Raw genomic sequence first — 18,330 nt, 5'->3', positions numbered from 1 at the left:
GAAGATCGCTTACTGGAAGGAGAAAATTGGCATGAACACAACAGAAATTGAAAAGGCTTTAAATCTTTTAGGAACTGTAGAAGATGATTCTAATAGGATAATTGAAAATTACAAAAAGGAGATGCCTCATTCCTATTTGCTCTATGAAAATAAATATAATGATGTTTCTGACGACACCATTTGTATTGAAGTATATTCAAATGGATCTTATGTAGTAACAAACGATGATATACCCTACACTTGCTATTCAAAAATAAAGTTACAGGAGTTAGAAGTCTTTTTTAAAAATACACCATTTCTTTTGGATGTTCCACCTGTGGAACAAGAAAGGTATCCAGTTCCTGTTTCAGTTACTGCAAGAGCGAATAATTTGAACGAAGTTGCTGTATTGATAAAAACATTTAGAGAAATCAATGACAAGGTTCTAAAGGAAAAAGTAAAGAAAATCAAAGGTAATGATGGACAGATATATCTTGATCGGATTGATTAATAATGACGGTTTTTAGGACAAATAAAAAAGGAGGGAATGCGATGTCTGAAATAAGATTAGATAGTCCAATTTTGACTGTTCATGTTGGAGATAATTCAGGATTAATTGAAAATGTATCAAATCTTTACTTTTCTGAAGGTGACAGCATTGCAGATGTTACTTTCGGACGTGGGGTGTTTTGGAGAAAAGTTCCTTCAAATAGATTCAGGATAATTGGATCTGATCTGAAGACAGGTATTGACTTCAGGCACTTACCCTATGAAGACAACTCTTTTGATCACAGTGTCATTGATCCGCCTTATGCACGCATTTCAAATTTACCTGGTATGGTTGATTGCTACAATACAACTCGTTACACAACACATGATGGCATTATTTCTCTTTATGAAGAAGGGATTCAGGAGTTGAAAAGGGTAACCAGGAGAAATGGCTACATTCTTTGTAAGTGTCAGGATGAAGTACACGGATGTAAACAGAAATGGTCACATATTGAGATTCATGATTTAGCTATCAAATTAGGATTGTATCCAAAAGACTTGTTTATTTTGGTAAATCAAAAGACTCCAAAGATTAATAATAAACAGCAACACGCTAGAAAAAATCACAGTTATCTTTGGGTCTTTCAAGTTAAATGAAAGGGGAAAAGGAATGAAACCTATATTAGATATGTGCTGCGGTGGTAGAATGTTTCATTATGATAAAGAAAATCCAAACGTAGAATTTGTTGACAATAGAATTTATTTTGAACAATTTTCAGATCACGCAATAGATGTAAATCCAACTACAGTAGCCGATTTTCGTGATCTTCCGTTTGAAGATAATAGCTATCATTTAGTCGTGTTTGATCCGCCGCACGTTTCATATGCAGGAGAAGATTCATGGTTAAGGAAAAAGTATGGAGTTTTAAATAAAGATACTTGGCAGCAAGACATAGCAAAAGGATTTGATGAAGCAATGAGAGTTCTGAAACCTTTTGGTACACTGGTTTTTAAATGGAATGATGTACAATATGCACCAGCTGAGATTTTAAAGTGTATTCCATATCGTCCTATATTTCTACAAAAAGTGACAAAGACAGCAAAAGGAACAAGAACGCACTGGATGGTCTTCATGAAAATGGAATCAGAAACTGAAAGGATCACCTAGAAATGATCCTTTTGTTTTTTCTCTTTTGTGTAAAATTTGAGTATAGCTAAATTTGATTCTACCAGAAGCTGGTATTACTAGTTTTTCAACGTTCATTTTGAATGAAAACTAATTATAGAGTACAATCGAGATAGGGCTAATGTCCGACTTTAAAAGCGTGGGAAGACACTATAATGAAAATTGTAGTGTCTTTTCATATTTTCAAGTAATCTTACATAACTAGCTAATATCAAATGAAATTTAGCAAATAACACATTTTTACTAATATATTGTTATTCAATTGTGTGGTATAGTTAATCTATTATTACAAAAGGAGCTTACAATGAAAAAAAGAAATAGTATAATCGTTATAGTATTATGTTTGTTAGTGTTCCTAGGATTAGGAGGGAAATATTACATGGATGAGAGAAAGAAAGATCAAGAAAAAGAGTTAATTGAAATAGAACGTCAGTCAGTAATTGTATTAAAAAATACTTTTAGTGATATTAAAGAGGTAAACATAGAAAAAACTGGACATAACAAAGCAACTGGCTCCTATAGGATGTTTGTAGACGTTACTGGTAATAATGGAGAGACTGCAAAATTCACTTACAGTTTTTGGAAAGAACGAGATGAGATAGGAAGCTATGGTATTGTTAATAGCAATGTTCAAAAAGAAGGGATAACGGCTTCTAAAGTAAAAGTTACTTATTCAGACGGCAAAGAAGGTGAAGTCTGATGGCAACTGAGAAAGAGTATAATGAATTGAGTGATATGGTTTATTGGTTAGATCCAAAGCATGAAAGCTATGATCCTTCAATTACTGAAGGCAGTTTCCAAAATATTGGTGGGAAAACATACCAGATTCTAAAAATTAAAACAGAACCAAGTAATGGAATGCAGGCTATGGCGGTAGCTCCTTTAAATTCAAACGGTTATCCGGATACAACTCAGCTGACAGTTGCCTATGCAGGCACTAATTTCGGTGGCGATTGGCGAGATGTTGTAACCGATGCTCAAACTGTTGGTTTAAGTATGAAACAAATGGGTTGGAATCCTGGTCAAGCTGTTTCAGCTCAGGAATTTGCAGATTGGATCAAATTAACGTACCCTGATGCGGTGGTTACAACAACGGGTCATTCATTGGGGGAGTATTTAGCACTTATGATTGCTGCAGAAAATGAATGGCGAAACGTTGGCTTCAACGGGCCAGATCCATACGGCATACTTTCTCCAGATGCTAAAGAGTGGGTCAAGAATAATCCGGGTATGCTGACAAACTATCGAAACTTTGCTGATTTGATTGGAAATCTAATGGGAAATGGAACAGGCGCAGAAATAATGATAGGGTATACGAAAGGGAGCCCAGGGAATCCCTTAGAGGCCCACGCTTTGACCTTATGGAAATTTGATGAAGACGGACGTTTGAGAATTCCTGATACTACATATGTTTCAATGGATGGTCAGCAGCTAGAACAAAATCTAATGAGTAAGTTTGTAACGAGTATGTATTTACTGAAGACTTTAGAAGCAAAGCTCAGAGCAAGTGGCGGTGGACTGTCCGGTACAGAGGAAATCTATCTAGATGCTACATTAGCTAGATCGATTGTGACAACAGCTTCTAGTCTATTGAAAGTCGCCATGAGTAAAGTAATTACGCACTATCAAGGAGAAATGGATAAAACAGAAGAATTATGGAATAATTTTTTAACTAAAGCTCGAGGGGCTTCTTCTGAACTATCTGAAACTGAGATGGAAAGTGAATTGTCCGCAGTTGGCTTCACTAAGGATAGAATTGTGAATAGAGCAAATGAACAATACCAGCAAAAGATACAAGAAGCCAAAGAAGTAGGAGAAACGTTTGACACGTTCGTTTCCGAAATAAATAGTAAAATTTCAGCGGTTGTTCAACAGGATCAAGATTTAGCAAGACAACTTCAGTTTTAAACGTATCGGAGGACCACTATGGATGAAGAAACTATTATAAACTCATATCGAGCGACACGTCAATCACTTGAAGAACAAGAGGATGAACTAAAGGCTGCACGGAAAAAAGGGGAGTATCTCTTAGAGGATTCTTTACAAGAGCTTTCTTATATTCTGAAAGATTTAGCATTGGACGGGGAACCCTTTAATCAAGCAAGACGTAAAATGGAAAACGAAAACCACCATTTTCTAGAGGAATTAGAAAATGAAAAGCGTATATTAAAGCAAAAAGAAGAAGCAGCAGAAAATACCTATTACACTCAGTTAAAGAAGCTTAGAGAAGAAACACAAAATATAGGAGAAGAAACATGACGGATTTAATAGATGAATTATTAAAAAAAATACGAAAAAGGTACCAGGCTGCAAGTGTTCGAGCCATTGGAATGGCTGGGGTACAAAATAGTGAAAACAATCAAAAAAATGCTGAGAAAAAAGGAAAGGTTATCCTAGAAGAAGCGAAGACTTCACTTTCAAGAACGACAAGTTCCTTAGAAGGGTCAATCAAAGGACAATTTGGAAAATCAGTAAAAGAAGCGTTTGACAAGCAAGAAAAGAAATTAGACAGTTTAGGTGATTAGAATAGATACAACAAAAAATGAGAACTTCCCCAACTAAAAATATATGAAGAAAGTCAAAACGAATTGTTTTGACTTTTTAATGTTCAATAGAGTATACCGTATTGGGTTCTTTTGCATATGTGAAAAAGACTGATATAATAGGATTCAGAAATACCCAATAGAGTTGCCCAAAATAGGTGGTGTAAAAATGGATCTAAAAGTCGGAACAGAGATTACAGCAGAAACAATTTTTGAAAAAGTAACCACAGGAATAGTGACCTCTATTTTAGAAAAAAGTGTAGTGATTGAAAATGAGATTGGCCGTCATGTAATAAAAAAAGAAACCCTCCAAAAGATGGGGTATCTAATAACTTCTCCAAAGCAGATAGATAACACACTGATTTACATAGAACCTAATAGAGATGGACGGTGGAAAGGTGACTAGAATTGGTTATGCACGTGTGAGCAGTAAAGATCAAAACATTGACCGGCAATTAGTTGCTTTAGAAGACGTTTCTAAGGTCTTTTTAGACAAATTGAGTGGACGTGACACGGATCGTCCACAGCTACAAGCAATGTTAGAATATTTACGTGAAGGCGATGTTGTTGTTGTGACGGAGTTGGATCGGCTTAGCCGGAAGAATAAAGACTTAACCGAGATCATGAATCAGATCCAACAAAAAGGAGCGACGTTGGATATTCTTAATTTACCAACAATGAATGGAATAGAAGATGAAAACTTGCGCCGGTTAATCAATCACTTGATTATTGAATTGTATAAGTACCAGGCGGAGTCTGATCGAGAAAGAATCAAAGAACGGCAGAAACAAGGGATTGCATTAGCAAAAGAAAAAGGGCGGTACACTGGAAGAAAACCATTATTTGAAAAAGATAGTGAACGACTTCAGTGGGCATTTGATCATTATATGAATGGCGCTACTGATAAAAAAGTAGCAGAGTTGACAGGGATTAGTCGTGAGACCTTCAGACGTTACCGAATAAAGTATGGAATCCAACGAAAAAAGAAAGATACGCAGCTGTAATTATGATATACTAATCATTGTAGAAAAGTGAAAAGATGGTTGGCTAAATCTCTTGAAAAAGGGGTGATGCCTTATGATTAATGGCTGTATCCCTAGAAAGGAATAGCGTTGTCAGTATATGAAGCATTGACACTTGCGATTAGTTTCGCAATGTTAGTGATTGCAATATTGAAATTTAATCAAAAAAAATAAACCATCTTTTACTTTAGCCGAGTAAGATGGTTTAAAACACTATCAAATGGCTGCCAGCTTTTCACTGGCAATCTACACTAGAGAGGTATGTTGAAGCATATCTCTCTTTTCATTTATTATTATAACGCAAAGTAGTGGGAAAATCCAGATTTAAAAGCTCTTAAATAAATTGAGATATTGTTAGAGAAAAAATAAGGAGTGATTGAGTGGCTAATATACTGTTAGATAAATTGAACCGCCCACGATTGATTTCAGCATTAACTATTGAAGAACGTTCAAGATTACTGAAACTTCTTTCGAATGAGCAAATACAGGTCGTTAATAATACTAGGAGATATAAAGCCATTTCTATTTTTGCTAATAAACATATGATAGCAGAAAATGAGTGGTCCCTTGTTGATTACAAAATAAGTAACAACTATAAAGGCAATGGTAATGGAGAGCGACTATACTGCGAATGTGGAAGAGAATTAAAGTATCAGTATGTGGTTAAGTCCAATAATGGGGAACAAAAAGATCTAGGTTTTACACACTATTTAGAATTAACAAACTTGAATCCGGATGTTGCTAGGCAGATTACTATGGATATAAATCAACTGAACTTGAAAGTCGATGAAATTTTAGTATTAATTGAACATGGATTCAGATTTCCAGAAGAAATGTACACCCAATATAAATTGTGTAAAAATATAACCTCCTTGAATGATACGCAAGTGAGTAGGGTAGAAGAGTTCAGGAAGTATGATTTACCCCTTTTGATTGCAGATTATGAAGATATGGAAAGAATCATTCGAATAGAAAAGCAGCATGAGCGAGCGAACAAGCAACAAAGGAAACCAATGGTGAGAGAGACAGTTTATGAAGATGATTCTATAAAAAAACAGAAACATGTTATTAAAAGCGTAGTATCAAAAAAAGACAGAGTTGTCCCTACACAACATTATAAATTTTTGGAACAAGTTACTGAACATGAATTTACTAAAAGTGATTTAAAACAAGGTAATACATTTAAAATATATCCAAATGATAATGTTGTTAATATAAAAAAACAAGGATACTTGAATGTGAAAACCAAACAATATATTTCTGAATATGATCTTTTTAGAAAAGTTTTGGTTGTATATGGCACAGGTAATCACATAATTGCTCGACGTGATGACACTCACGAAGTTTTAAAATGGCTAAAAAAGCATAAAAAATTTCTCAATAAAGGTATTTCTTTAACAGAACAAGATATTACGCTTCATGGATACTCAGTAAGGTGTTTCAATAATAATGTGTATGTAAATACAAATGATAATCATTGGATAAATGTGATGACATTTAATATAGTTCCTAACAGTACTATATACAAAAATGTTAAAAGCGTTATAAACTCGAAAGGATTTATGATAGCAAAAAGAAAAAATCCAAAGACACCGTTGTTAAGTATTAAACCTAAGGCAATGAGGAAATAGAGAGAGATAAAATCAGAACGATAAGAAAAATATGTTAGCAATTAAATACTTAAGCACTAAAGAGGTTAAATTTATTTCTTATCGATTCAAATTGCCATAGGCACTCGGGCCCTCCTTAAACAGCAATTAATTAATATTATTTATAAACCTTTGAAGACGTGTTATACTCTCGGTAGTGGGACACTGTTCCGCCACATCCTGAAAGCTGTTGCCACAAATGTTGTGGTAGCAGCTTTTTGTGTGTGTTTGATTAAAAGATACTTATATCAATACATTTAAGTATCTTTTAATCAAATTGTTATTAATAGATGATTAGTTTAGACTTTTCATAATGTTTGATTGAGAGATACTTATTGCAAAGTTATTCTGTTTGTGGTATCTTTTAATCAATGGGTTGAAAGATACTTAAACAAATTAACTAATGAGGTGGAAGATATGTCAGCAAATATTTATGTAGTAGGAAATTTTAAAGGTGGTACTGGAAAGTCAACGTCAGCACAAATGTTATCTTTTACAAATGCGATATATAAGAAAAGAAAAACTTTACTGATTGATTTAGATCCACAAGCTAATGCATCGGATGTAATGAGCTATACAGCTGAAAATTTTGGAAATACAAGATATCAAGCTGAAGGATTTCCAAAAACTATCTGGGATGTTTTAAGGAATGGAACTACTGAAGGAGCGATATTACCTTTATTAGAAAATCTTGATATGATAGCTGGAAATATGGCCATGAGTACATACGAGGATTTTATGAACATGAAATTTCCAAACAATAAAATTGAACAGTTTCAATACTTTGAAAAGGTATTAGCTCCACTAAAAGATAAGTATGATGAAATTTTTATTGATGTTCCACCTTCAATCGGTACCATTGTTAATAGTGCAATGTATTTTTCTGAATTTGTGATTATAATGCTTCAAACTCAACCAAAAGCCTTACGAGGAGCAGCAGATTATATTGATTACATGGAATTTTTTACAGAAAGATATAATACTCAATTAGGAATTGCTGGGATTATTTCATTTATGCTAGATAAACGTATGAGTACAGAAAATTTTATGTATGAAGAAGCAAAAAATCTGTATGGAGAAAATTTGCTTAATACTATTGTTTATCGAAATGCAAGACTTGTCAGATATGATGAAACCGGAATTACAATGGATTTAAAAAAAAATGGTGAAGTGATGAAGGTAGATTCACAACCACAAGAGCTATTTGTAAATATTTTGGATGAAATAAACGAACATGTATCATGGTTTATGGAAGGGGAATAGATCATGGAGAAACAAAGAAAATCAAATTTATTTCCTAATAGAAAAAGGCCAAAAAATAATGGATTAGAAAATATTGTGGATTTCACAAATGAACTAGCTAGTACTACAGAAATGCAAGGGAAAACTTCAAATGAAACTATAAGAGTAGATGAGAAACAAGTGTTGTATCCAAGCAAAAGCCACAAAGGCAAAGCTGGTAGAAAAGCAGAATATAATGATCCTCGGTTGAAAAAAGATTACAATGCTAAAATATCACTTAGTACGAAAGTTAGAATTGAACGGTTAATTTCAAGAAAATTTGATGGAAAATCAATGGGCGATATTATAGATATTGCTTTGGATAATTTAGTTTTAAATTTTGATCGAGATGATCGAGATTCGTTGTATAAAAGTTATAAGGAAGATATGGAGTTGTTGAAACCAATAGTTGAAGAAAAAAATATGAAACTGAAGGAGGCGGGTAAACCATATTTGACTATTACAGAAGAAATAGATATAGAAACTCTGTCAGTTCAAAAGGAACTATGGGTTGATAGAAAAATTTGATTTAAGTATCTTTCAATTAAAATAATATTAATCAATAAAGTATATTTTGATTAAAAGATACTTTATTTTTTTTTAAAATTCAATAAAGGCTAATCTAATAGGAATAATAAATTGATTGAGAGATACATTAATCAATTTACAAGATACTAAAATCAAAAAGTAACAGTGATTAAAAGATACTTTAAATGAAAATGCTGTTCAGATTAAAAGATACTTAATCAAATGAAGGTTTATAAAGTACTTTACACATGCTTATTATTAATGGTATCATGCTTCTGAAAACAAAAAAGACGAAGTAAACTACACGGTTGCCACCAAAGTTTGCTTTCGTCAAATTAATATCCTTGTCAGAAGGATTCTAAAACAGCTTCTACCAATTAAATACACTATGAGTGTCTGAGCTATTGGTTAGTGCCATTTGCTTCAAGAAATTATAGCAAATTTTGCGAAAAAATTCAATAGTTTAAGGCTTATTTCGCGTACCCTAAATGACTTTAGAGTAGACGAAATATGCTTTTTCAGAAACGGACACTGTAATTTCGAGTGTTCGTTTTTTATTATCTTAGAAAAAAGGGGGTGTCCAGTCATGCAAGTATCAGAGATCGTGAGTCTAGTATTAAAAGATGGTGTTCGCAAATATAAATTCAAGAATAGCAAAGTTCGTCCATTCAATCAGCAACCTGAAGGCAACAAAGGCGCTGTTTTTGGGTTTAGATCCAAAGAAAACATGACTTCTTCACGAGGTGTGGTTCTTACGTCTGAAGAAGCTCTTTGGGAAAATGAAGATTGCTTTACACACTGGACACCTAATGTATACAGCTACGGTACGTATGCTGATGATGGCCGAACGATCGTAAAAGGTCACGCTGAGGAGAATCTAAAGCAGATCAATACTTTTGTCATTGATTTTGATCGATCACCAGGAGAAAAACTGGATACTCAAATGATCCTTGATGCTGCACTTGATTTAGAATTGATGCCAACACTGATTTTAAAAACTCCTGGAGGGTATCAAGCGTACTTCATTTTGGAAAGTGCCTGGTATATCTCTTCAAAGAATAATTATCAATCAATCGAAGTGGCCAAACGTGTGTCAGAAAATCTACGGAAAGCTTTTGCTGAAACATTGCCTTCAGTGGATCTCGGCTGCAATCATTTTGGGATTGCTCGTATTCCACGTACGGATAATATCGCCTATTTTTACCCGGCAATGACTAAAGATATGCAACAGTTGATTGCCTGGTCGATGAAATACCAACCGTCACGTACCTACAAAAAATCAAATCTTACTTTGCTGAAGGGAAAAGAAATCCGTCAAGTTGATGAAAAATGGGTAGATACCTTGCTTAATAATCCTAAAATTGTGGGAACGAAGGGGAAACTAGGCCGTAATAGTGCCATTTATACTCTTTCTTTAGCCTACTACGCTTCAGGAATCGATCAAGATGAATGCTTTAATGTAATGGATGAATTTAATAGCAAGCTAAAAATACCATTGAGAAATCAAGATGTTGTTAGAACAGTAAAAAGTGCCTATTCTGGGCGTTTTCCAGGAGCCAATAAAGAGAAGGTATTGCTTTTGCTAGAGAACTGGGGCTCAGAATCACTCTCTGAAGACCAATTATTTACGCAAAAATTTAATGGATGGTATAAACACAAAAAAGATCGATCAGAACGTAAAAGATCACACGTCGGTGAATGGAAAGCAGATATTTTAGAATACCTGGAGAGTGAATGCTATCGATACCGACCAGAAATTGAATTGACTAAGAGTGAATTACAAGCAGCTGTACAATACCAAGATAAACCTATCCCAAAGAGATCACTAGACAAGGCTTTGAAGGAGTTAAAAGCTGAAGGCAAAATTTACGTAGAAGTAAAAGCTGGCCGAGGTGGTGGGATAGTTGTAGCAACAAGAAAAGCGCTGATCCGCACCGTAATAGTGGTGAATCAGCACGTCAGAAAGGCGTATAAAAACGCCATTAGAACCTTTTTCAAAGAAGCAGCTATACTAATCAAGATGATTGAAACACCAGAAACAGAGAAGAAAATAGGGTTATTTGGTGAGCAAACAAATCTATGGGACACCGGCTAAATTAAAACATGCACACTGCCAATACATTATATCTAGGATACTTCCCCTTAGTTTTCGAGAGAGTTGAGTAGCTTGAAAGTTTTTTTATTTATTATTTTATAGCAGGCGTGTGTATCGGGGTAGCGGCAGGAATTATTCTGAATCACTTTTACTACTTTTGTATAAACCAATACCAAATTTGTGAAGAAGTTTTTGTGGTTGTTTTTCAAAGGTTAATAATCTAATCTCTTCTTCAACATTTTTTAGATGTTCTGTTGCACCAATTTCTTTTAACATATCTTTGTATTGTTCAATTCTGTTTAAGTATTGATTTTCTCCTGTTTCTAAATAATTTAATAGGTTTTCTAGATAATAAATGTCAATTCTCGCTTGGTTAGGGTTGTCCGGTGTTTCAAGTTGTTTGGCGATTGTGATGTAGCGTCTAGCACGTTTATTCATGTTGCTATAGATACATACAGAGATTATGTTACTAATTGCTCCCTGAGCTTGAACAAAAGTTGCTGAATCTCTTTGGTTTTCATAATCTATTGGAATCATTTGTGTAAGTATTGATTCTGCAATAGCTGGGTGTAGGCTGACAATAGAGTTCGCAAGAATTTGGTAATCGTAAAAGCTATAAAATTTCTTTTTGTTAAGTGTTGTGTACACTAGTTCTAAGTCTTTTTTTGTTAGTGGAGATACTTCTTTTAGTTTATCTTTAAAATATAAGACTATGGTTGTGTAGTTCGCTAAATATCTTAGATTTACATGTTTATCTGCTTTGAATAGCTTGTAATAAGCTAATAGTTCTTGTTTAAGGGAATCATTTTCGAGATCTGAAGCGTACGAGAAAAATAAATTTTTAAAGTCAGTTTGTTTTTTATTATATTCAGCAAAAGAAAAAAATTCACTTGGTGTAACACTGATATTATCTAAAATTTCGCTTAATTCATCGGTTGAAATGGGACGGGTATTCTGTTCTATTCTTGAGTAAGCAGACTGATCCATTGTTTTTGGTTTTGCTTGACCTTGTTTAAATTTTTTTTTAGTACGAAAGAATTTTAAGGTTTGTGAAATGTTCAAAAAATCAGCTCCTATGTTATATTATGTTAAAATCACATGAGTTTGCCAGATAAAGAATGAATTATATTACTAAATTCCAAAAAGGCCCCTATATTATGTCAATTTCACATAAAGTGAAAAAGTTGTTGAATTATTTAGAAAATATGGTAATTTTAAACTATACTAGTTAAACAAAGAATGTCTGGAGTGATAGAAATGGCTGTAGTAGTTTTAGCAATTGTACCTTTGGTTATAGTGGCAGTATTATAATTATGTATTTTTTAATTTGAATAAACTAACTTTATGTAACTGTTAGTTGCAAATTAAAAAGTAATGTGCTACTGTTTAAGCACAAAGTAAGAAAGAGTAAAACTGACTTTAAGAAGTTAGCGAACAACAATTAAAGAGCCCGTTATAACCCCTTCCAACTAATCGGACTGGAATCCTTTTAGAAGGTCAAGCGGAATTATAACGTGAGCAGTTCCATGTCACCACACATGAACCTGTCGCGGCTCCTAGTTGCAACTAACGTCACAACGACTAATTATATCAATTCTTTAGGGAAAATGATAGAAGAACCTATGTTTTTCTGTCTACAAAACTATTTTAGGGTACTTTAAAATACCTTAGAAGCATTATAGCAAATAATGGTTTAGTTTTGTAGGTGTATGCCTATCTTTAAAGGGTTTGTAATAAAAAACGTGTGTGATGGTTGCAATTCCAGGGGGTGAGATACAGTAAAATGTGTCTCACCCCTTTTTTGTTGTTCGTTAACTTGTCAAAATCAATTATGGAAAGGAAAGATCATTATGGGAAAAGTGGTTCATAGACGTAAAGAAAAGCTACAGTATCGTGGAAATTGCACACAATTTGATGTGATCAAGCAAGCAACGACAGTACGGACGTTTGATAAACGTATATGGTCAAATCATGGAGAGGGTTATTTTGTTTGTATCACTGAAGATCAAAACGGTTCTATCCGGTCTGAAGTCGTACAGCTTGCTAAGATTTATAGAAATATACAAACGGTTGTTGCGAAAAATCTTGTGATCGCACGAAGAAACCATCCAAATTGGGCCCTTCGCTTTTTAGTAAATCCGTACGTGATTCGACATAGAAAATAAGCCAACACTAGCTTTCTTTTGTTGGTTAGTGAAATCCCTCGTAACACAGATTGTTTTAGTGATCTTTGAAAACTGAATACAGTATTTAGAGCAGAGAAAGGAGATTAACCAGGAAAAGAACAACTAAATAATTGCCCGTTTAGCGTTTAGTTGTTTGCTCATAAGGGCATAACTAGTATCTTTTGAGGAAAAGAGAACGTAAGCAGTGTTTGTATCACTTAATGAAAGTAAGTAGCGTGGTTGAGCGTTCTACCAGGAACCAGTCACTAGCAGAAGGATTTCTGATACTTTTTCCACGGAAGTTGAGCGATATGAAACGAAGGTTGCTTATTCAAGCCGAAGATAAGCAGGGTACGCTTTGTTGCCAAAAAGCGAATATTTCACTAATGAATAAAGGAAAGCTAAAAGAAATGAGAGGAGAAATAGATGAAAAAAGACAATCAAAAGCAACTGATCGATGACTTGATCAATTTTTTAAGATCAGGTAAGCGGAAATCAATTGTGATTGCGGACTATATTGCGCTAACAAATCCAACTAAAAAATGGACTGAAAAACAGAAAAAAGAGCTATATCGAGCATTAGAACGAACCAATGCCTTAAGTATTGCCAACACACAGTGCACAAAAATAATGAGTGTACGAGAAAATGATTCACCGAAAAATCGTTCTATTGAAGTGAATTACACACGAACAGAAGTTATGTTACTGGTTTAGAGGAAAAAAAATTGAAAATCGAATTTCATATGTTGGATAAGACGTCTAATACGTTTAGAAAAGTGTATTTTAAAGAATGGGACGGCCATTCACCTGTATTTGTAAGCACCAAAACAACAGGAAGGAACTATTGGGATGAGCGTCAAGCAGAGGAAGACTTGAAAATCCTTGCAATAGTAACGTCTCCCACCGCAAAGACGCTATCGATCAAGCTTGTGCCGTAACAGTGAATGAATAGATAGAAGAAGGAGGATTATAATGCCAAAGAAAAAGAATAGTAGTTTTGAATCAAGTATTCACGTTTACAGAGCTATGCAGCGTATGACACAACAACAATTAGCTGATAAAGTCGGTGTATCAAGACAGACGATCATTCAGTTAGAACGGAATCGATACAACCCGTCACTTTTACTAGCCCACGACATAGCAGACGTTTTCGAGGTTCCTATTGAACAAATTTTTACTTTCACACGAATAAATGAAGGAGAGAACACAGAAATGGTGGACGTTGAGGATTGAATACTTTACTATTGAAGTAGGAGTGAGTGGGATTATGAAAAAAATGAAAGTTTTAGGGTCATTGTTAGCAGCGGTACTTTTAATTTTATTGAATTTTGAACGAAATAGTTTGTTCATTGCTGTATTAATCAGTTATTCCTTATTTCAAGCGATGGACTTTTACCATGAATCAAAAATAATTTAAAAATGGAGGATTTAGATATGAAAAAGTGGACGAAAAAAACAGTAGCATTGGGTTTGGTAGCAATTGCGGTGATTGGTGGCGGTAGTGCATATGCTTACTCTAGTAACCAATCAAAACAGAAGTTGGAAGCAGCACAAACAGAAGTAAAGAACCAGGAAGCAACACTGAAGGCTTTAAATAGAGATTTGAAAGGATATTTCGATAAAAAATCACCTTCCTACCTAGTAGAAAACATGCAAGAGAGCCAGATAAAAGACCTAAAAAAAGAGGTTGAAAAGGCGACTAGTCTTAAAGAAACAACCATAAAAGTTGATCATTCTACTTTTGACAAAGAAGTAGAAGCAGTAAATGAAACAATGACGACACTTGAAAAGACATTTGAACAGCAGCAATCAGTGAATAAATTATTCCAGGGTATAGCTGTAAATGGTGCTAAGATTTCAAAAGAATTGCCGATCGCAGATGATTTGAAACAAGCGACAATCGATCAAGTTAAAAAATCAGTAGAAAAACCAACGTCTGATTTTGAAAAAACAGTTCAGTCTCTAGCAAGTGAAGCAGAAAATCAGGTAAAACAGCTAGACAAAGCGAAACAAGCTACAGAAAAAGTCTACAAAGACAAAGTGATCTCTACTGACACAAAACTTTACGACACAGCCAAAGCAGAAGTCGATAAGGTCAAAAATGAGAAAGTTAAAAAATCATTGACGGATCAACTAAATAAGGTTAAAGCTGATATCGATAAAAAAGCAGCTGAAGAAGCGAAAGGACAAGCTGAAACAAAACAAGAAAACGGAACACCGCAACAGCAAGCCAAAACGTCCGATGTAACAGAAACACCAGCAGCGCAAGCACCTGTTCAAACAGATCAAGGCTCGACACCTGATTATACTGGAACTGGTGGAGCGACTGATACTGGAAGTTATGTGCCACAAGGAGGCAATGAATATCCTCAAGCACAAGCACCACAAGAACAAACACCACCTGCAACTGGAGGTGGTCAAACCACACCACCAGCAAGCAATAATGGTGGAAATACAGCGCCAACCAATCCGAATGAAGTTCAAGGATCAGAAGACAATCCACACAGTGGTGGCACGACAGAGTGGGGCGGTTGGTAATAACATTTTTATAGAATGAGTAAGTCGATTAAGTTATTATACTTGATCGACTTTTTTATATGCCAAAAAGGGAGCAAATTTCAATGAAAATGATACGATCACCAGCGAAAATAAGGTAATCCTTCAATAGCAAAAAATAAAATAGTTCAAAAAGGAGAAATTATGAAAATTAGCAAATCATTTAGTAAATGTAGAACAATTCTAGCTACAGCTATTGTACTAGGCCAAGTAGCGGTAACACCTATTCAGGTATTGGCAACAGAAAACGTATCAAAAACAATTGATACAGAGGTTAAAGAATCAACTGAAGAAGGTTCTGTAGCAACTGAAACGACGGAATCAATAGAAGCAAGCGAACCTATCCAGGAAAGCAAAATTCCAGAAGTGAATTTCACTTTACCAGCAAGCAGTGCAATTGATAATTTTTTAGCTTCTCAACCGTTAATCTCTAGTGGTTTAACAGCCGATGGGGAACAAATTGTATTCAATCAACGGATGCAGTCACTATTAAGAGAAATCGGGAATAGTACAGGAAAGCTAACAAAATATTATAGTTCAACGGCTTATATTTCAACGCCTTATATTGATGTTGTTGGGGGTGAAACAGGTGCCGTGTGGTGTGTAAAACCTGATAAGCCGTTCCCAGTTAATGTAGAATATGCAAAGGGGGTCTACCATGATGAAGGGGTATACAATATTTTATACTATGCACTTCAAAGAGGTTGGGATCAACCAAATGAAAACTATGTTGACGTATTCGTTGCACTAAATGCTTATTTAGGTCACACATATCAAGGTGTAGATTTAAACTTACCAGTATTTACTTCAGATGCTAACGTATCTTTCTTACTTCAAAAGGCGAGAGATAAAGATGCACCATCAGGAAAATTTACGATTAAGAATAAAGTTCAAACTGCTGATTTTGATCAAAAAACGAAGCGACAATTTACCAATTGGTATACTCCTGAAACAGACGGACATGATATCACTTATGATATTCCAACCAATGATTTTGACAAAGAAGTAACAGTAGAACTGGACAATGGACAAACATTTAGCGGTAAATCAGGAACAAAAACAATTCCATCAAATGTTAAATTCAGATTAACAGCACCTGCAAATTATGCTAAGAAGTTAAATTTTGCAATTAATACGAACCAAAGAACACCAGCTGCATTGATCTTTGACCCAATTAACGCTGATGTACAATCAGTAGTTAAAGCTGGGTGGTTAAGAGATCCGATAAAAGTTGAAAATGTACAAGGAACATTCTTTGCACGAGAAGGGCAACTTCAAATCGGTAAACAAGATAAAGTGACGGGACAAATGGTTGCTAATACTACGTTTGAAGGCACAATTGGCACAGATAAAGTAACCTTTACAACGGGGGCAGACGGTTGGGCTCCAATTTCTGAAAAATATATTGATAGTACACCATACAGCTTAGTTGAAACTGCTGTTCCAGAAGGCTATACACGGGATCAAACACCAATCACAGGGACAATCAAAGCTGGAGAAACAACAAAAATTACGCAACAAAATAACCACCAAAACGCAGTGGTGACGTTTGAAAAAGAAAAAGAAGTGTTCGATGCTAAAGAAACAACATTAAAAGGAACACCAGTATATAAAGATATTCCCCTAGAAGGCGCTGAATTCACGAATAAAAACAACAATGATACGACTGCACCCGACCAAGAGACAGTCCTAACACCAGCAGGAGAATACCTTGATACTATGTTAACCGATGCTGAAGGGAAAGGAAAGAGTACGATTCCTTTCGTCAACGGTGAACAAAACGAATACATTTTTGACGAAACAAACGAACCTGAAAACTACCGCCAATTTGAACCCGTTACATTTAATGTTCCTTATGAAGTATCGACAGTTGATGTAGCAACGTATGACTTAGGTATTTTCAAGAATGAGTTAAAAACTGGTGAAATTGACTTTAACAAGAAATCTGATTTAGATCTCTCTTCCCTTTTAAATATTACAGGCGCTAAAATTCATGTTGAAGGATTAAGCGAAAATACAAAAGACGTGAACTTTACCTTCACTACAAGCGCTGAAACGAACAAACTGAAGCTAAAAGAAGGACAATATCGCTTCTCAGAAGTAGAATATCCTGACGGTTGGACAATTTCACCAAATCAACCACATTCAATGATCGTAGAAGTAAAAGACAAAACAAACAGTACCATTAATTGGGAAAATACAAAAATTCCTATGAAAATTACGACATTATTTGCAACAGTAGACGGTAAAAAAGTAATCGATCCAACCAAAGACAACAAGCTGGAAGATACAGTAAAAGTAACTGACGCCTGGGTTAATACACCTATGACATTCTACACTGAATTTGTAGCGGTTAAATACAATAATGGTGTCATTATCAATCAACGTGTTGTTGGTACGGATGAAACAGAAAAAACATTTAAAGAAAAATCTGAAACCTTCAAAGTGCCTTTAGACTTGAAAAAAGATACTTTAAAAGAAGGGGAGGCATTAGTCGCTACCCACGTTGCCAAAGATAAAGACGGCAAAGTGATTGCTGAAGAAACAGATCTATACAATAAAGATCAAACCGTAGTTACTGAAACTGCAAAAGTACCAGAGAAACCTAAAACACCAGTAACACCAAGCACACCAACAAAAACAGGAACACTACCAAGCATGGGTGAAACCATTCAATCAACATTCATGATGATTGGATTTGCTATTGCTGCATTAGTTGGTTTTCTGTTTGTCTTCAAGAAAGCAGAAACAGACGAAGTGGCATAATTTACTATATCAACAGCGAAGCGATGAACTTTAATCAGTTTGTCGCTTTTTTATTTTATCAAAGAGAGGAA

22 protein-coding genes are annotated in these 18,330 nt (G+C 34.8%); 21 read left to right on the top strand and 1 reads right to left on the bottom strand.

From position 1 onward, the window contains the following. Positions 1–31 precede the first annotated feature (31 nt). From A5819_RS17205 to A5819_RS17145, 14 genes are all read left to right on the top strand, one after another. The gene (locus tag A5819_RS17205) at positions 32–490 is read left to right on the top strand and encodes a hypothetical protein (protein WP_086282345.1); all 459 of its coding nucleotides are present in this window, start codon (positions 32–34) and stop codon (positions 488–490) included. 41 nt (positions 491–531) lie between these two features. Beyond that, a complete protein-coding gene (locus A5819_RS17200) occupies positions 532–1,125 on the top strand; it encodes a DNA methyltransferase (RefSeq protein WP_176271496.1) in 594 nt (197 codons plus the stop codon). 13 nt (positions 1,126–1,138) lie between these two features. Then, complete coding sequence (locus tag A5819_RS17195) at positions 1,139–1,636, top strand: class I SAM-dependent methyltransferase (protein ID WP_086282343.1); 498 nt, start codon at positions 1,139–1,141, stop codon at positions 1,634–1,636. 397 nt (positions 1,637–2,033) lie between these two features. Further along, complete coding sequence (locus A5819_RS17190; RefSeq protein ID WP_086282341.1) at positions 2,034–2,354, top strand: hypothetical protein; 321 nt, start codon at positions 2,034–2,036, stop codon at positions 2,352–2,354. Continuing rightward, positions 2,354–3,562, top strand: a complete 1,209-nt coding sequence (locus tag A5819_RS17185; RefSeq protein WP_176271495.1) for a lipase — start codon at positions 2,354–2,356, stop codon at positions 3,560–3,562. The genes A5819_RS17190 and A5819_RS17185 overlap by 1 nt, the downstream gene beginning before the upstream one ends. Before the next feature lie 18 nt (positions 3,563–3,580). Beyond that, positions 3,581–3,913, top strand: coding sequence for a hypothetical protein (locus A5819_RS17180; protein WP_086282339.1), 333 nt, complete (start codon positions 3,581–3,583; stop codon positions 3,911–3,913). Next, the gene (locus A5819_RS17175) at positions 3,910–4,179 is read left to right on the top strand and encodes a hypothetical protein (protein ID WP_086282338.1); all 270 of its coding nucleotides are present in this window, start codon (positions 3,910–3,912) and stop codon (positions 4,177–4,179) included. The genes A5819_RS17180 and A5819_RS17175 overlap by 4 nt, the downstream gene beginning before the upstream one ends. Positions 4,180–4,366: 187 nt before the next feature. Beyond that, positions 4,367–4,603: a hypothetical protein gene (locus A5819_RS17170; RefSeq protein WP_086282336.1), complete on the top strand. Its 237-nt coding sequence runs from the start codon at positions 4,367–4,369 to the stop codon at positions 4,601–4,603. Next, positions 4,596–5,201, top strand: coding sequence for a recombinase family protein (locus A5819_RS17165; RefSeq protein ID WP_086282334.1), 606 nt, complete (start codon positions 4,596–4,598; stop codon positions 5,199–5,201). The genes A5819_RS17170 and A5819_RS17165 overlap by 8 nt, the downstream gene beginning before the upstream one ends. 108 nt (positions 5,202–5,309) lie before the next feature. Then, positions 5,310–5,393 carry a putative holin-like toxin gene (locus A5819_RS20155; RefSeq protein WP_369011017.1) on the top strand — a complete coding sequence of 28 codons (84 nt, stop codon included), beginning with the start codon at positions 5,310–5,312 and terminating at the stop codon, positions 5,391–5,393. 206 nt (positions 5,394–5,599) lie between these two features. Further along, positions 5,600–6,850, top strand: coding sequence for a hypothetical protein (locus tag A5819_RS17160; RefSeq protein ID WP_086282332.1), 1,251 nt, complete (start codon positions 5,600–5,602; stop codon positions 6,848–6,850). 435 nt (positions 6,851–7,285) lie between these two features. After that, positions 7,286–8,131, top strand: coding sequence for a ParA family protein (locus A5819_RS17155; protein WP_086282330.1), 846 nt, complete (start codon positions 7,286–7,288; stop codon positions 8,129–8,131). A 3-nt stretch (positions 8,132–8,134) separates the two neighbouring features. Continuing rightward, entirely contained in the window at positions 8,135–8,677 is a 543-nt protein-coding gene (locus A5819_RS17150; protein WP_086282328.1) for a hypothetical protein, read from the top strand. A gap of 586 nt (positions 8,678–9,263) precedes the next feature. Beyond that, positions 9,264–10,772: a primase C-terminal domain-containing protein gene (locus A5819_RS17145; protein ID WP_086282326.1), complete on the top strand. Its 1,509-nt coding sequence runs from the start codon at positions 9,264–9,266 to the stop codon at positions 10,770–10,772. Between the two features lie 132 nt (positions 10,773–10,904). On the opposite strand, the gene A5819_RS17140 is transcribed toward A5819_RS17145, so the two are convergent. Beyond that, positions 10,905–11,834 (bottom strand): hypothetical protein, encoded by a 930-nt coding sequence (locus A5819_RS17140; RefSeq protein WP_086282324.1) that lies wholly within the window; start codon positions 11,832–11,834, stop codon positions 10,905–10,907. 788 nt (positions 11,835–12,622) lie between these two features. Between A5819_RS17140 and A5819_RS17135 the strand changes: the two genes are divergently transcribed. The 7 genes from A5819_RS17135 to A5819_RS17105 all read left to right on the top strand — a co-directional run bounded on the left by A5819_RS17135 (position 12,623) and on the right by A5819_RS17105 (position 18,259). After that, entirely contained in the window at positions 12,623–12,937 is a 315-nt protein-coding gene (locus tag A5819_RS17135; protein ID WP_086282322.1) for a hypothetical protein, read from the top strand. 426 nt (positions 12,938–13,363) lie between these two features. Beyond that, positions 13,364–13,651: a hypothetical protein gene (locus tag A5819_RS17125; protein ID WP_086282318.1), complete on the top strand. Its 288-nt coding sequence runs from the start codon at positions 13,364–13,366 to the stop codon at positions 13,649–13,651. A gap of 11 nt (positions 13,652–13,662) precedes the next feature. Then, entirely contained in the window at positions 13,663–13,875 is a 213-nt protein-coding gene (locus tag A5819_RS17120; RefSeq protein WP_254907332.1) for a hypothetical protein, read from the top strand. 34 nt (positions 13,876–13,909) lie between these two features. Next, a complete protein-coding gene (locus tag A5819_RS17115; protein WP_086282316.1) occupies positions 13,910–14,170 on the top strand; it encodes a helix-turn-helix transcriptional regulator in 261 nt (86 codons plus the stop codon). 34 nt (positions 14,171–14,204) lie between these two features. Further along, positions 14,205–14,354 carry a hypothetical protein gene (locus A5819_RS19385; RefSeq protein ID WP_176271494.1) on the top strand — a complete coding sequence of 50 codons (150 nt, stop codon included), beginning with the start codon at positions 14,205–14,207 and terminating at the stop codon, positions 14,352–14,354. A 17-nt stretch (positions 14,355–14,371) separates the two neighbouring features. Continuing rightward, on the top strand, positions 14,372–15,475 hold the full coding sequence (locus A5819_RS17110; RefSeq protein WP_086282314.1) for a hypothetical protein: 1,104 nt from the start codon (positions 14,372–14,374) through the stop codon (positions 15,473–15,475). A gap of 162 nt (positions 15,476–15,637) precedes the next feature. Continuing rightward, positions 15,638–18,259: a SpaA isopeptide-forming pilin-related protein gene (locus tag A5819_RS17105; RefSeq protein WP_086353074.1), complete on the top strand. Its 2,622-nt coding sequence runs from the start codon at positions 15,638–15,640 to the stop codon at positions 18,257–18,259. Positions 18,260–18,330: the final 71 nt, after the last annotated feature.

This window comes from Enterococcus sp. 7E2_DIV0204 (genome assembly GCF_002140855.1).
Classification (GTDB): Bacteria; Bacillota; Bacilli; order Lactobacillales; family Enterococcaceae; genus Enterococcus_L; species Enterococcus_L lemimoniae.
The sequence above is the reverse complement of the archived record's forward strand: the minus strand, read 5'-3'. Positions and strand labels throughout refer to the sequence as shown.

Coding starts and splice junctions, on each gene's coding strand:
- A5819_RS17135 (WP_086282322.1), top strand. CDS start 12,623: ATGGGAAAAGTGGTTCATAGACGTAAAGAAAAGCTACAGTATCGTGGA.
- A5819_RS17155 (WP_086282330.1), top strand. CDS start 7,286: ATGTCAGCAAATATTTATGTAGTAGGAAATTTTAAAGGTGGTACTGGA.
- A5819_RS17110 (WP_086282314.1), top strand. CDS start 14,372: ATGAAAAAGTGGACGAAAAAAACAGTAGCATTGGGTTTGGTAGCAATT.
- A5819_RS17170 (WP_086282336.1), top strand. CDS start 4,367: ATGGATCTAAAAGTCGGAACAGAGATTACAGCAGAAACAATTTTTGAA.
- A5819_RS17195 (WP_086282343.1), top strand. CDS start 1,139: ATGAAACCTATATTAGATATGTGCTGCGGTGGTAGAATGTTTCATTAT.
- A5819_RS17145 (WP_086282326.1), top strand. CDS start 9,264: ATGCAAGTATCAGAGATCGTGAGTCTAGTATTAAAAGATGGTGTTCGC.
- A5819_RS17180 (WP_086282339.1), top strand. CDS start 3,581: ATGGATGAAGAAACTATTATAAACTCATATCGAGCGACACGTCAATCA.
- A5819_RS17150 (WP_086282328.1), top strand. CDS start 8,135: ATGGAGAAACAAAGAAAATCAAATTTATTTCCTAATAGAAAAAGGCCA.
- A5819_RS17175 (WP_086282338.1), top strand. CDS start 3,910: ATGACGGATTTAATAGATGAATTATTAAAAAAAATACGAAAAAGGTAC.
- A5819_RS17115 (WP_086282316.1), top strand. CDS start 13,910: ATGCCAAAGAAAAAGAATAGTAGTTTTGAATCAAGTATTCACGTTTAC.
- A5819_RS17125 (WP_086282318.1), top strand. CDS start 13,364: ATGAAAAAAGACAATCAAAAGCAACTGATCGATGACTTGATCAATTTT.
- A5819_RS17205 (WP_086282345.1), top strand. CDS start 32: ATGAACACAACAGAAATTGAAAAGGCTTTAAATCTTTTAGGAACTGTA.
- A5819_RS17185 (WP_176271495.1), top strand. CDS start 2,354: ATGGCAACTGAGAAAGAGTATAATGAATTGAGTGATATGGTTTATTGG.
- A5819_RS19385 (WP_176271494.1), top strand. CDS start 14,205: ATGAAAAAAATGAAAGTTTTAGGGTCATTGTTAGCAGCGGTACTTTTA.
- A5819_RS17200 (WP_176271496.1), top strand. CDS start 532: ATGTCTGAAATAAGATTAGATAGTCCAATTTTGACTGTTCATGTTGGA.
- A5819_RS17190 (WP_086282341.1), top strand. CDS start 2,034: ATGGATGAGAGAAAGAAAGATCAAGAAAAAGAGTTAATTGAAATAGAA.
- A5819_RS17105 (WP_086353074.1), top strand. CDS start 15,638: ATGAAAATTAGCAAATCATTTAGTAAATGTAGAACAATTCTAGCTACA.